The sequence below is a fragment of the Micromonospora fiedleri genome (assembly GCF_016774385.1).
GTDB lineage: Bacteria > Actinomycetota > Actinomycetes > Mycobacteriales > Micromonosporaceae > Micromonospora > Micromonospora gifhornensis.
Map to the genome: position 1 here is coordinate 341315 of NZ_JAETXL010000005.1, position 12811 is coordinate 354125.

Consider the following 12811-nt stretch of genomic DNA (forward strand, 5'->3'; position numbering starts at 1 on the left):
CCGAGGTGGGACACGGCGTCCGGGCGGCACGACGGCGACTTCGCCCTCAGCGCAACAGCGGCGCGGGCCACCTGGGCTGCGGCACGCGTACCGTAGACGTCGTGCCTGATATTCCGTTCGGTTTCGCGCTACCGGGTGGGCAGCCGCCCGACCCCAACGACCCCGCGCAGATGCAGCAGTTCATGTCGCAGTTGCAGCACCTGCTCTCCGCGCCGGGAAGCGGGCCGGTCAACTGGGACCTGGCCCGTCAGGTCGCGGCCAGCCAGCTCGCCGCGGCAGGCGACCCGGCGGTCTCGCCGTACGAACGCAACGCCGTCGAGGAGGCGCTGCGCATCGCCGACCTCTGGCTGGAGCCGGCTTCCGCGCTGCCCTCCGGCATCCGGACCGTGGTGGCCTGGAACCGCAACGAATGGATCTTCAAGACGCTCGATGTCTGGCGCAAGCTGTGCGACCCGGTCGCCAGCCGGATGGTCGGCGCGATGGGTGACCTGGTGCCACCGGAGGCCCGCGCCCAGCTCGGCCCGATGCAGTCGATGGTCGCGACGCTGGGCGGCGCGCTCTTCGGCGGCCAGCTCGGCCAGGCCCTCGGCTCGCTCGCCGCGGAGGTGCTCTCCGCCGGTGACATCGGCCTACCGCTCGGCCCGGCCGGCACCGCCGCGCTGATCCCGGCCAACATCCGCAGCTACGGCGAGGGCCTCGAACTCCCCGAGGACGAGGTACGCCTCTACGTGGCGCTGCGTGAGGCGGCGCACCAGCGGCTCTTCGAGCACGTGCCGTGGCTGCGCGGGCACGTGCTGAACGCCGTGGAGACGTACGCCGCCGGCATCCGGGTGAACCGGGAGGCGATCGAGGAGGCGATGGGTCGGGTCGACCCCACCGACCCCGAGTCGATGCAGGCTATCGCCCTGGAAGGCATCTTCACCCCGGAGGACAGCCCGACGCAGAAGGCGTCCCTGGCCCGGCTGGAGACCGCTCTGGCCCTGGTCGAGGGTTGGGTCTGCCACGTGGTGGACGGCGCGGCGGCCGGCCGGCTGCCGAACGTGGTCGCGCTGGGCGAGGCGTTCCGTCGGCGCCGGGCCGCCGGTGGGCCGGCCGAGCAGACCTTCGCCGCACTGGTCGGGCTGGAGTTGCGCCCCCGTCGACTGCGGGAGGCCGCGGCGCTCTGGGCGGCGCTCACCGAGCACCGGGGCATCGGCGGCCGGGACGCGCTCTGGGGCCACCCGGACCTGCTGCCCTCCGACGAGGACTTCGCCGACCCGGTGGCCTTCGCCATGGCCGACGTCGACCTGATGACCGAGCTGGAGAACTTCGACTTCACCGCCCCCGGCGGCCCGGAGGAGAAGGCCCCGGGCGAGCAGGACCGCCGCGACGACGACCCCAAGGGCGGCGACACCCCGTCCTGACCACCGGGCGCGACTCTGATCCGAGCCCACTGTCGCCAGGATCACGCTCGTCCAGCGCAAGATCACGCTCGATCTGGGATCGAGTGGCTTCGGATGTCCTTCAGGCCACTCGATCCCAGATCGAGTGCGCGTTGAGGTTCGCCCCGTCGACGTACGCCTGGTCAGACCGCGTCGGACAGTAGGGTGCGGGTGTTTTCCCAGCCAGCGAGGGCGGGGTCGAGTCGGGGCAGGTCCGCGGGGCCGCGTAGTCGGTGCCAGGACGGGGTGACCGCCAGGTCGCCTGGGCGGGGTGCCGCCGCGCGGACGGTCGCGGGCACCGTGGCGTCCAGGTCCAGCGGCGGCAGCCAGGGCGGTACGGGTAGCCGGGCCGCCACACCCAGCAGGCCGGACCCACCCTCGGCCGGGGCGACCGCGAACGGACGGCTGGTCAGCGGACGCAACAGCTTGCCGATGGTGAGCCCCGGCAGGTCGGGAGCGTCCCCCGCGATCACCGCCGCCTGTTCGTACGGCCCCGACGGCCGCCCGTCACCCGCCCCGGGCCCGGCACCGCCGACCGGCCCAGCATCGGCGGCCGGGGCGGTGGTGCTGGTCAGGGCGGCGAAGACGGCGTTCGGGGTCGGTTCGGGCACCTCGTAGACGCTGGTGCCGGGCCAGATCACGGCGTCGGCCAGCCAGCGGTCGGCCGGGGTGACCGCCACTGCGGTGTCCACCTCGTTGAGCGTGGCCAGCAGGTCCACCACGTCCTCGGCGAGCGCCGTACGCCAGTGCACCGGGTCGATGCCGGGCGGCGACCAGCTGATCGGCGCGAGCAGGGCCACCACCACACGTCGGGGCATCCTCCGACCCTACGCGGAGCCGGACCGACGCGCTCACGGGCGTCAGGGGGTGCCGGAGACGGCGGCCACGCCTTCCAGATAGCCTCGGGCGCGTTCGGTTTTCGGGTACCTGCCGACCAGCGCCCAGAACTGGGCGTTGTGACTGGGCACGATGAGGTGCACGAGTTCGTGCAGCAGCACGTAGTCGATGACCCAGTCGGGCATGTCCTGGAGCCGGTGCGACAACCGGATGGACCGGTCCGCCGGGGTGCAGGAGCCCCAGCGGCCGTTCTGGTTGCTCACCCACCGGACGATTGCCGGAAGCGCCTGTTTGCCGTACTCGGCGAGGTAGAGATTGATCAGCCGGTCGGCGCGGTCCAGCAGCTCAGCGTCGGAACGGGCCAGGCGGCCCTCCCGGGCTGCGAGCCGGGCGAGCATCCGGTCGACCCACTCGCTCTCCTCGGCCCGGGAGAACTGGTCCGGGATGAGGACGACGACGCGCTCACCGTCGCGGTAGGCGGACACCGTGCGTCGCCGGCGCTGGCTGCGCCGTACCTCGACGACCGGCTTCCGCGGCCCAGCCATCAGTGGACCGCGCAGCCTCGGTTTGCTGTCACGATGGCAAGCTAATGCGTTGTGACCAGGGGTCCGCAAGGGTCAACCCCGGACACGCGTCCGAAAAGTGATAATTGATTGCCAGGAGTCCTAAAAAAAGTCTGGCCCAGGTGCCACGATCACCCTTCGTGGTGAGCGCCGAGCGGTAAGGTCGCCGCTCCCACGACTCTAAGTGATCATCGCAGCGGCGGCCGAGTCGGGGCCTCACCCCCCGCGCACCGGCATCACCAGCGCATTTGCGGGCTCCCGGTCGGCGTGTCCCCGCGAAACTGACTGATCTGGCCCGATTCGGCGTGCACACTCTCGACGTCGCCTTGCTCACAGTGGCAAAGCGCAGCTGACATGGAACCGCCCACACCTGGGTAGGGTCCGCCAACCAGCGGTCACGTGGGTGGCCGCGGGAAAACACCAGCGCCGGGCGCCGTACGCGACCGCCGCCGGAAACCCGCCGGACCGGTATCGACCGGCGGACGAGACGAGGAGGGCAACGTGGCCGACCAGGCCCAGACCTACAACGGTTACTGCGTCAAGTGCAAGGAGAAGCGGGACTTCGAAGGCCGCGTCGAGGTCTCGAAGACCGGCATGAACATGGCCAAGGGCAAGTGTCCGGTGTGTGGCACAACAGTGAACCGCATCCTGGGCAAGGCCAAGGTCTGACGTACGCGCTCGACGAACGGGGGTGGCCGACGGCCACCCCCGTTCGCGTTTTCGCTTACTGTCGGACGACCGACTCTGGTTACCCGCTGGTTGTGGATATCTCGCCAAATCCTGTGGACAGCCCTGGATCTGAAGCTGGCCACCTGTGGACAACGATCGACGCAACGCATGGACTCGGTCACTATTCGTACCCATGCCGCCTTCCCCGCCGTCACCGCGTCCCACCCTGTTGCCCGGGCTCAGCCGCCTCTGGCGCGACCGGCACACCCTGCAACTCGGGCTCGACCAGGAACGGGCCGTCCTCGTGGAGATCGCGGACCCCAGGACCGCCGGGCTGCTCGACCTGCTCGACGGCACGCACAGCGAACGGCAGGTGCTGACCGGAGCCGGTGCCCGGACGGAGTACGCCCGCACCCTGCTCGACGCCCTTCGTACCGCCGGCCTGGTGGTCCCCCTGCACACCCTGGTGCCCCGCGAGCTGACCGGGCCGCGCCGGGCCCGGCTGGTTACCGAGGCCGCCGCGCTGGCGCTCGCCGCCGCCCGACTTCCCGGCACTCCCGCTCAGGTGCTCCGGCGCCGACTGGCCAGCCGGGTCACGGTCACCGGCGTCGGCCCGCTCGGTGCCGCCATCGCCGTCGCCCTGGCCCAGGCCGGCGTCGGCCACGTCCATCCCGACCTGCCCGGCTGCGTCCGGCCGATCGACCTGGTCGGCACCGGCATCACGGCCGGTGAGATCGGCCGACCACTCGGCCGGGCGGTCCAGGCCGCCGTGGCCCGGTCGGCACCCGGCACCGGCACCAGCGCGCTACGCCGACCACGACCCGACCTGGTGATCCAGTTGGGTGCCGACCGGCCTGCCCCGCTCCTGGCCGCCGGACACGCCCAACGGCGACAACCACACCTGATGGTCGACCTGCGGGAAGGTGTCCCGGTGATCGGGCCACTGGTCCGGCCACCCGACGGCCCCTGCCTGGGCTGCCTCGACCTGCACCGCACCGACCGCGACCCCGACTGGCCGGCGCTGGCCGCCCAGCTGGCCAGCCGCCCGGCCGCACCGAGTTGCGCGGCGAGCATCCTGCTGGCGGCCACCGCGTTCGCGGTGGGCGAGGCGCTGCACCAGCTGGACGGCGGCACCCCGGAAACCCTCGGCGCAGCGATCGAGATCGCGTCCCCGGGCAATCTGCGGCGGCGCCACTGGCCGCCGCATCCCCGCTGCGGATGCTCGCGCACCCGGACGTCCGGTGGCCAGCCCGGCCGCACGGCAGCAACGAGGGTGCAGAGTCAGTAACAATGGCCAGGTGACCGACATCCCGCGCCGCGCCGTCTCCCGGACCGCCAAGCTCGCCGCTCTGCCGCTCGGCTTCGCCGGTCGGACCGTCCTCGGCATGGGAAAGCGCGTCACCGGGCTCGCCTCCGACGTGATCTCGGCGGAGATCCAACAGCGCACCGCCGAGCAGCTGTTCAGCGTCCTCGGTCAGCTCAAGGGCGGGGCGATGAAGTTCGGTCAGGCGCTGTCGGTCTTCGAGGCCGCGCTGCCGGAGGAGGTCGCCGCGCCGTACCGGCAGGCCCTGACCAAGCTGCAGGAGGCCGCGCCACCGCTGCCGGCCGCCAGCGTGCACCGGGTGCTGGCCGAGCAGCTCGGCCCGGCCTGGCGGGACCGCTTCGACAGCTTCAACGACTCGCCGGCCGCCGCGGCCAGCATCGGTCAGGTGCACCGCGCGGTGTGGCGGATGCCGGACGACACGACCCGTGACGTCGCCGTCAAGATCCAGTACCCGGGTGCCGGTGACGCCCTGCTCGCCGACCTCAAGCAGCTCTCCCGACTGGGTGGGATGTTCCGGGCCATCCAGCCGGGGCTGGACATCAAGCCGCTGCTGACCGAGCTGCGCGAGCGGATCACCGAGGAGTTGGACTACGAGCTGGAAGCAGAGTCACAACGGGCCTTCGCCACTGCGTACGCGGACGACTCCGAGATCTACGTGCCGACGGTGTTCTCCGCCTCACCCCGGGTCCTGGTCACCGAGTGGGTGGAGGGCACCCCGCTGGCCGACATCATCCGCGACGGCAGCGAGCAGCAACGCGACGAGGCGGGTCGGCTGATGGCCACCCTGCACCTGTCGGCCCCGATGCGGGCCGGGCTGCTGCACGCCGATCCCCATCCGGGCAACTTCCGGCTGCTGCCGGACGGCCGGCTCGCGGTGATCGACTTCGGTGCGGTGGCGCGGATGCCGGAGGGCACCCCGGAACCGATCGGCCGCATCGCGGGGCTGGCCCTGCGCGGCGACGCCGACAAGGTGGTGGCGGGCCTGCGGGCCGAGGGCTTCGTCAGCGCCGACGCTCCGGTCGACGGCCAGGCGTTGCTGGACTTCCTGCGCCCGATGCTCGAACCGATCGCCACCGACGAGTTCCGGTTCACCCGGGCCTGGCTGCGGGGCGAGGCCGCCCGGCTGGCGAATCCGCGCTCACCGGCGTACCAGTTCAGTCGGCAGCTCAACCTGCCGCCGTCGTACCTGCTCATCCACCGGGTGACGCTCGGGTCGATCGGCGTGCTGTGCCAACTGGAGGCCAAGGCGCCGTACCGCGGCATCATGGAACGCTGGCTGCCCGGCTTCGCGGCGGTCAGCTGACCCCCTCCGCAGATACGTCGGCGGGCGAAGACCTTGTCAGGTCCTCGCCCGCCGGTTCGGTTGCTGGTACTACAGGACGCCCAGTTCGCGGGCCGACCGGTTGCGGCTGGCCATGGCGACGGTACGGGCGGATCGGGTTGCCTCAGTGCTCGTGGTGGTGCGACCGGCCTGAGGCCGGAGCATTCGAGCCCTCGACAACGCTTCGTTGAGTAGTTGCATCTCGGCGACTCCGCTCAGCAGGTGCAGCATGGATTTCGGCTTTCTCTCGGCCGGTGCGACACCGGCGGTACGGATTCGGTTCGGGAACATGTCAGGCCGCCAGCCGGACGGCGTTGCGCGAGGTGGCAAGCCCGTTGGCCGCCAACCGCGCCTCGGCCTCGACCCGCAGTGCGGCGTCGCGGGCGAGGTCCTCCTTGCGCGGACGGCCACGGGGCCGCTTGCGCGGGACGACCGCGCCACGCTCGAAGATCTCGCCACCCCAGACGCCCCAGGGCTCGGCCCGCTCGACCGCACCGGCGAGGCACTCGACCCGCAGCGGGCAGTCCCCGCAGAGCGTCTTGGCCACGTCCAGGTCGGTGGGTGAGTCGGAGAACCACAGGTCGGGGTCGAACTTCCGGCAGGGCAGGTTCGCCTCGATCTCGACGTTCAGGTCGAGCGGGGCCAACGCCAGACTCATCTCCCGGTCACCTCTCTCTCATCTCGATCTCGTGGATCGCTGGTCGGACGTACTTCGGCGGTGCCAAAAAACTAAGGCCGCGGATCCCGGTATGCGGGTTCCGCGGCCTCAAGGTGAGCCGGTGGTCTGATGGTCAGACCGGTCTACCTCGAGGTGGAACACCGCGGACGTCCATCCGCTTGACGGCGCCATCGACGCCCTTGCCCGTGAAGCCACTGATCCCCTGGAGCCCACGCTGCGTCGGTGCGAGGATCAGCTCGGCCTGAACCTCGACCCGGTGCACCTGCGGAGCCCACGGTCGCGCGGCGGCGACGCTAACCCGACCGACCGACAGTGGTGCCGCGGCCAGAGTCAGGGCAGCCGACAGCGGAGCGACGGCAACGGGCAGCGCCGTCGGACGCTCGTTGATGTAGCTCTCCATCGGTGCCACCTCCTTTGACGTTCACTCGTAATCGACTCGGACATTCCCCGGTTGAGCAGCCCGAACAGGGCCCCCGCCGAGGTGTGTTCTGAGGCTATGCCCGCCGACCGCGCGAGGGCAAACGAATTAACGGGCAGATTCAAAAAGTTTTCTACGAGCAGATTTCGTCGACTGCCGCGCCCTTCACCAGCGCCAGCACCGCCTCGCCGTAGAGGCCCAACTTGCGGGGACCGATGCCGGCAATGGCGACGAGTTCCTCGGCCCGCCCCGGACGTCGTTCGGCGAGCGCGACAAGCGTGGCGTCGGTGAAGACGACGTAGGCGGGCACCTTCTGCGTCTGCGCTACCCGGGACCGCCACTCGCGCAGCCGCTCGTGCAGCTCGTCGTCGATATCGGAGGGACAGGTCGCGCACCGCCCGAGCTTGCGGTCGGGCCCGGCGAGCAGGGTCGTGCCGCAGATCCGACAGGAGACGATCCGAGTGGCACTCCGCTGGGCGCCGGGGGCCGGTCGGGTGCCACCGGCCCGTTCCGTCGTACCGGACGCCGACAGCTGGGGCAGGAAACGGCAGGGCCGCCGGGCCCGTCCGCCCGGCGAGCGGGCCGAGGCGTACGACAACCAGAGCCACTGACGAGCCCGGGTGATGCCGACGTAGAGCAGCCGCCGCTCCTCCTCGACCTGCTCGGCGGTACGCGCGTACGTGGTGGGCAGGGTGCCTTCGGCCAGGCCGACCAGGAACACCGCGTCCCACTCCAGCCCCTTGGCGGAGTGCAGGGAGGCCAGGGTGACCCCGTCCACGGTCGGCGCGTGCTGCTGTGCGGCCCGCCGGGCCAACTCGTCGGTGAAGTCGGCAAGGGTGACCGGACGCTCGACGATGGCCGCCGCACCGAGCGGCATCAACTGCGGAGTGGCCGCGTACTCCTCGGCGAGTTGGACAAGCGCGGCGAGCGCCTCCCAGCGCTCCCGGGCGGCGCCACCGGGCGGGGGCGAGTCGGGTGTCCAGCCGACAGCGGCCAGCGCCTCGACCACCGCCGCCGCCAACGGTGTCTCGCCGGGGATCGACCGGGTGGCCGCGCGCATCGCCACCATCGCCTGGCGTACCTCGGGCCGCTCGAAGAACCGGTCGGCCCCCTGCACCACGTACGGCACGCCCGACTCGGCGAGCGCCTTCTCGTACGCCTCGGACTGGGCATTGGTGCGGAACAGCACCGCGATCTCGTGGGCCGGGGTACCGGCGTCGACCAGGGCCCGGCAGCGCGCCGCCACCGCGTTGGCCTCGGCCGCCTCGTCGGTGAAGATCCGCACCTCGGGTGCCGGGCCGGCGGGGCGCTGGCCGACCAGCTCCAGCCGCAGCCGCGCCTCGGTGCCCCGCGCCTGCGAGATGACCGCGTTGGCCAGACCGACCACCTGCGGGGTGGACCGGTAGTCGCGGACCAACCGGACCACTGTCGCGCCGCGGTGCCGGCGCGGGAAGTCGACCAGGTACGACGAGGTCGCCCCGGTGAACGAGTAGATCGTCTGGCTGGCGTCACCGACCACTGTCACGTCGTCGCGGCCGCCCAGCCAGGCGTCCAGCAGCCGCTGCTGCAACGGGTTGACGTCCTGGTACTCGTCGACGACGAAGTGCCGGTACTGGTTGCGGACCTGCTCGGCGACGTCTGCGTGCTCCTCGATGCCCCAGACCGCGGCCCGCAGCACATCCTCGAAGTCGATCACCCCGGTGGTCCGCTTGAGCTTCTCGTACGCGGCGAAGACCTCGGCCACCTTGACCGGCTCGTGCGGCGTCTCGCGCAGCGCCTTGGCCGCGGCCACCACGTACTCCCCCGGCTCGACCAGGCTGGACTTGGCCCACTCGATCTCACCGGCGAGGTCGCGGGCGGCGGTCCGGTCGGCACGCAGGCCGGCCCGGGCGGCGGCCAGGGTGACCAGCCGGACCTTGCTGTCCAGCAGCTCGGGCATGGCCCGGCCGTCGAGCAGCCGGGGCGCGAAGTAGCGCACCTGACGCAACGCCGCCGCGTGGAAGGTGCGGGCCTGCACCCCGGCCACGCCCAGCTGCGCGAGCCGGTGTCGCAACTCGGCGGCGGCCCGGGCGGTGAAGGTGACCGCGAGCACGTGCCGGGCCGAGATCTCACCGGTCAACGCCCGGTACGCGATCCGCGACGTGACCGCCCGGGTCTTGCCGGTGCCGGCACCGGCCAGTACGCAGACCGGCCCGGCGGGGGCGGTGACCGCCGAGCGTTGCTCCGGGTCGAGACCGGCGAGCACGCGTTCGGACGGGGAGTTGACCACCACAACGGGGAATTGTCTCAGCTGCCCCGGACGTTGCAGCGGATAGCCCGAGCCTGGTCAGCGACCAGCCGGGCCCGACGTGGGAGGATCTGGACATGCTGACGATGTACTCGACGCCCTGGTGCGGCTACTGCCACCGGCTGAAGTCGCAGCTCGACCGGGAGGGGATCGCCTACCAGGTGGTCGACATCGAGCAGGATCCGGCCGCCGCCGACTTCGTGATGAGCGTCAACGGCGGTAACCAGACGGTCCCCACGCTGCGTTTCGCCGACGGCAGTGCGCTGACCAACCCGACGATCGTCCAGGTCAAGCAGCACCTGGCCGGCATCGCGGCCTGACGACGATCGCCGCCTGACAACGCCAGTGGCGGTCCACCCCGGTGCGGGGTGGACCGCCACTGCTGTCAGTCAGTGCGAAGGATCAGAAGTCACACTGGTTCGGGAACTTGATGCAGGTGGTGATGGTGGCGCCACGGGCCGGGATCTCGCCGTACCGGTCGGCGTCCACGTTCGCCAGGGTGCCGTCGCTCATCGCGTTGACGATGGCCCAGAGGCCGTCGACGTTCTGCTTGATGATGTAGCCGCTGCTCTTGTGGCCGATGCCGCCGCGCGACTCGAAGAACATCGCGTTGCTGCGCCAGTTGGCGTACTCGCCACGCGGGCCGGGGCCGTTGAGCATGGCGGAGGAGACGACGCCCTCCGGGATGTTGATGTACGGGTAGAGCGTGGTGGTGACCACGCCGCTCTTGTCAGCGGCGTCCGCGGCCAGCACGCCCATCCGGCGGACGGTGTCCCACTGGCTCTGGCTGAGCATGCCGGGGTCGAGCGAGATGCCCACCGAGAAGGTGGTCATCTCGTCGGTGCTGTCGCCGACGTAGTAGGTGCCCTGGTGGTGCAGGTCGATCATGTGGTGCGGGCGGAAGTCGGCCCAGGCGTACCAGAAGGCCTGCGACTCGACGGCGCGGTACTGGGTGTAGTTGTTGAAGGTGCGCTCGGGCAGCGGTGCCTCGCCACGGCCGGCCCGGACGGTGTTGATCTGGTCGAAGATCTGCCGGTCGACGCCCCAGTCGCGGTTGAGGTCGATGCGGTTGATGACGTCCTGCCGCTGGTAGGCCTCGAAGCCGTCCGGGTTGTAGATCGGGATGATCGCGAAGCTGATGTTGCTCAGCACCTCACGCGTCTGCTTCCCACCGGAGACCAGGGTCTTCAGGAAGCTCAGCGCGGCTTCGGCGCCGTAGGGCTCGTTGCCGTGGATCCGGCCCTGGATCCAGACCCGGGTCTCGCCGGTGCCGATGAAGGCGACCTCCAGCGGACGGCCCTGGCCGCTGCGGCCGACCTCCTCGATCCGGAGGGCACCCTTGCTGCGGGCCGCCAGCGCGTGCATTTCGGCGGAGACCTCAGCGGCGCTGAGCTGCGAGGAACGGTTGGGTGCCCCCTGGCCCGGCGGGACGAACGGCCCGTTCGCGTTCGCGTTGGCCACCCCGGGCGCCACCATGGGGGCGAGGAGTAGCGCGGCGATCAGGGCCACATGGCGGCGGCGTGGTCTGGTCACAGTTGTGACGTCCCTTCTGAGGTGTGGTGCGGCAGCGTCCAGCCAGACATCGTCGCGGCCCCGTGCGCCTGTCGCGTCCATCGCGCGCTACGTGCTGGCCTGGCTGCAACCTTCCGAGCGGAAGGCCGTGTGGTGTGATCATTGAACGAGGGCTGTTTTCGCAGGTCAAGCGCCAATGTCAAGTTCCGTCGAATGTGCAGGACGTGACCGGCGACACTCCGTCGGATGTTCGGCGTCTGGAGGAGGTGTTTCGGCCAGGCCCGCTGCAAGGTGGAGAAATGATCAGATCCCGGGGTTGGACCAGGTTCGCCGGAATGGCGGTGTCTGATCGGCGTGCTCACCGCCGTACCGTCGAAACGGCCGTACTTCCGTTCTTCCGATCTTCGGGGGCGGGGCGCGGTGCCGGGATGCGAGGGCGCGCCGGCTGCCCGGCCGGCGGGCTGAGCTGGCGTCCACGCCAGAGGTACGCGGCGGCGAGCAGGGTGACCAGCCCGACCGCGACGAACACCAACCGGTAGTCGAGCACGCCGACGACCAGGGCGCCGGCACCGATCGAGAGCGCCTGCGGCACCCGGGTCACCGCCTCGGCCGCGGCGGCGGCCCGGCCGAGCACCTCGGGCGGGGTACGTCGCTGCACCAGCGTGTGCAGGCCGACCATGGTCAGCGGCAGCGACACACCGGCCATCAGCACGGCGGCGAACCCGAGCCACATGTTCGGGTACGCCAGCGCCAACGCGGCCGGCCCGAAGAACGCGACGCCGGCGGCGAGCGTGCCCACCTCGCCGACCCGACGCAGCACGGCGGCCGAGACCAGACCGCCGACCAGACCGCCGACGCCCTGCACGGTGACCAGCACTCCGACGAACGCCGCGTCCCGGCCCAGACCCTGATCGACGTACGCGAAGATGAGCGACTCGGTGAAGCCCATCACCAGCGAGCCGAGCCCGTAGCCGACAAGTGCCCGCCGGATCGCCGGCTCGTCGACGAGGTGACGCAGACCCGCGACGAGTTGGACCCGCCAGCGCCGGGTGACCGAGCCTTCCTCGGCCGGGTCCTCAGCCGGCTCGGCGAGGGGTAGCCCGCCCACCACGACGGCGGCGATCAGGAACCCGACAATCCCGACGGCGGCCAGCATGCCGCCACCGACCAGCGCGTAGAGCCCGGCACCGGCCAGCGGGCCGACCAGCCGCAGGCCCTGGCGCACCGTCTGGAGCACCCCGTTGGCCTCACCGAGCAGGTCGGTGGGGACGAGTTCCCGGATCAGTCGACTGAGCACCACGCCGACCGTGAGGTTGGCCAGGCCGTAGAGCGCGGCCACCCCGTAGATGATCCACATGTCGCCCGCGTCGCGCACCGCGAGGAGCGGGGTGAGCAGCACCGCCATGGCGAGGTTGGTGACCACGAAGACACGACGCCGGGGGTACCGGTCGACGACCCAGCCGACCAGTGGTGCGAGCACCCGCGGGGCGATGATCACGAAGATGATGGCGCCGGCGAGGGCGTCCGATCCGGTCAGGTCCTTCACCCAGATGGCGAGTGCCAGCAGCAGCATCGACTCGGCGATCATGCTGGCCAGCAGTCCGCCGAAGAGCAGGCGGAAGTCCGGGCGTCTCAGGACGGTGCGCATTGATCCCTCCGGGGGTGGCGCGACGGGCGCGGCAGACGCCCCACCCCGGAGCGCCGCAGGTCACGGCGGGGCCCCTCCGGTGTCGGGTCTGCGCAATTCTGGAGACACGCCCTCCGCCGGAACCTCCGGCGC

The 12811-nt window shown here is 71.2% G+C and carries 12 protein-coding genes; 5 read left to right on the forward strand and 7 right to left on the reverse strand.

What is annotated here, in order from left to right; translation table 11 throughout:
* The first annotated feature begins 101 nt into the window (after window positions 1-101).
* Complete coding sequence (locus JMF97_RS15700) at window positions 102-1403, forward strand: zinc-dependent metalloprotease (RefSeq protein ID WP_203222251.1); 1302 nt, start codon at window positions 102-104, stop codon at window positions 1401-1403.
* A 161-nt stretch (window positions 1404-1564) separates the two neighbouring features.
* Here JMF97_RS15700 and JMF97_RS15705 read toward each other — a convergent pair whose 3' ends face one another.
* Window positions 1565-2239: a hypothetical protein gene (locus tag JMF97_RS15705; protein WP_203222252.1), complete on the reverse strand. Its 675-nt coding sequence runs from the start codon at window positions 2237-2239 to the stop codon at window positions 1565-1567.
* Window positions 2240-2281: 42 nt separating this feature from the next.
* Entirely contained in the window at window positions 2282-2803 is a 522-nt protein-coding gene (locus JMF97_RS15710) for a M48 metallopeptidase family protein (RefSeq protein ID WP_013735755.1), read from the reverse strand.
* 519 nt (window positions 2804-3322) lie between these two features.
* On the opposite strand from JMF97_RS15710, the gene JMF97_RS15715 reads away from it, so the two are divergent.
* The 3 genes from JMF97_RS15715 (at window position 3323) to JMF97_RS15725 (ending at window position 6117) form a co-directional block, all read left to right on the forward strand.
* Window positions 3323-3490 carry a DUF5679 domain-containing protein gene (locus JMF97_RS15715; protein ID WP_012014940.1) on the forward strand — a complete coding sequence of 56 codons (168 nt, stop codon included), beginning with the start codon at window positions 3323-3325 and terminating at the stop codon, window positions 3488-3490.
* A gap of 193 nt (window positions 3491-3683) precedes the next feature.
* Window positions 3684-4778: a hypothetical protein gene (locus JMF97_RS15720; protein WP_203222253.1), complete on the forward strand. Its 1095-nt coding sequence runs from the start codon at window positions 3684-3686 to the stop codon at window positions 4776-4778.
* A 10-nt stretch (window positions 4779-4788) separates the two neighbouring features.
* Window positions 4789-6117 carry an ABC1 kinase family protein gene (locus JMF97_RS15725; protein ID WP_203222254.1) on the forward strand — a complete coding sequence of 443 codons (1329 nt, stop codon included), beginning with the start codon at window positions 4789-4791 and terminating at the stop codon, window positions 6115-6117.
* A gap of 310 nt (window positions 6118-6427) precedes the next feature.
* Here the strand turns inward: JMF97_RS15725 and JMF97_RS15730 are convergent, their stop codons facing one another.
* From JMF97_RS15730 to JMF97_RS15740, 3 genes are all read right to left on the reverse strand, one after another.
* Window positions 6428-6793: a WhiB family transcriptional regulator gene (locus tag JMF97_RS15730; protein WP_013735759.1), complete on the reverse strand. Its 366-nt coding sequence runs from the start codon at window positions 6791-6793 to the stop codon at window positions 6428-6430.
* A gap of 133 nt (window positions 6794-6926) precedes the next feature.
* Window positions 6927-7214: a hypothetical protein gene (locus tag JMF97_RS15735; protein ID WP_203222255.1), complete on the reverse strand. Its 288-nt coding sequence runs from the start codon at window positions 7212-7214 to the stop codon at window positions 6927-6929.
* Between the two features lie 151 nt (window positions 7215-7365).
* Window positions 7366-9504: an ATP-dependent DNA helicase UvrD2 gene (locus tag JMF97_RS15740; protein WP_203222256.1), complete on the reverse strand. Its 2139-nt coding sequence runs from the start codon at window positions 9502-9504 to the stop codon at window positions 7366-7368.
* 92 nt (window positions 9505-9596) lie between these two features.
* Between JMF97_RS15740 and JMF97_RS15745 the strand changes: the two genes are divergently transcribed.
* Complete coding sequence (locus JMF97_RS15745; RefSeq protein WP_203222257.1) at window positions 9597-9839, forward strand: mycoredoxin; 243 nt, start codon at window positions 9597-9599, stop codon at window positions 9837-9839.
* An 82-nt stretch (window positions 9840-9921) separates the two neighbouring features.
* Here JMF97_RS15745 and JMF97_RS15750 read toward each other — a convergent pair whose 3' ends face one another.
* Together JMF97_RS15750 and JMF97_RS15755 are read right to left on the reverse strand one after the other, a co-directional pair.
* Complete coding sequence (locus JMF97_RS15750) at window positions 9922-11052, reverse strand: M14 family zinc carboxypeptidase (RefSeq protein WP_203222258.1); 1131 nt, start codon at window positions 11050-11052, stop codon at window positions 9922-9924.
* Window positions 11053-11389: 337 nt separating this feature from the next.
* On the reverse strand, window positions 11390-12679 hold the full coding sequence (locus JMF97_RS15755) for an MFS transporter (protein WP_203222259.1): 1290 nt from the start codon (window positions 12677-12679) through the stop codon (window positions 11390-11392).
* Window positions 12680-12811 lie beyond the last annotated feature (132 nt).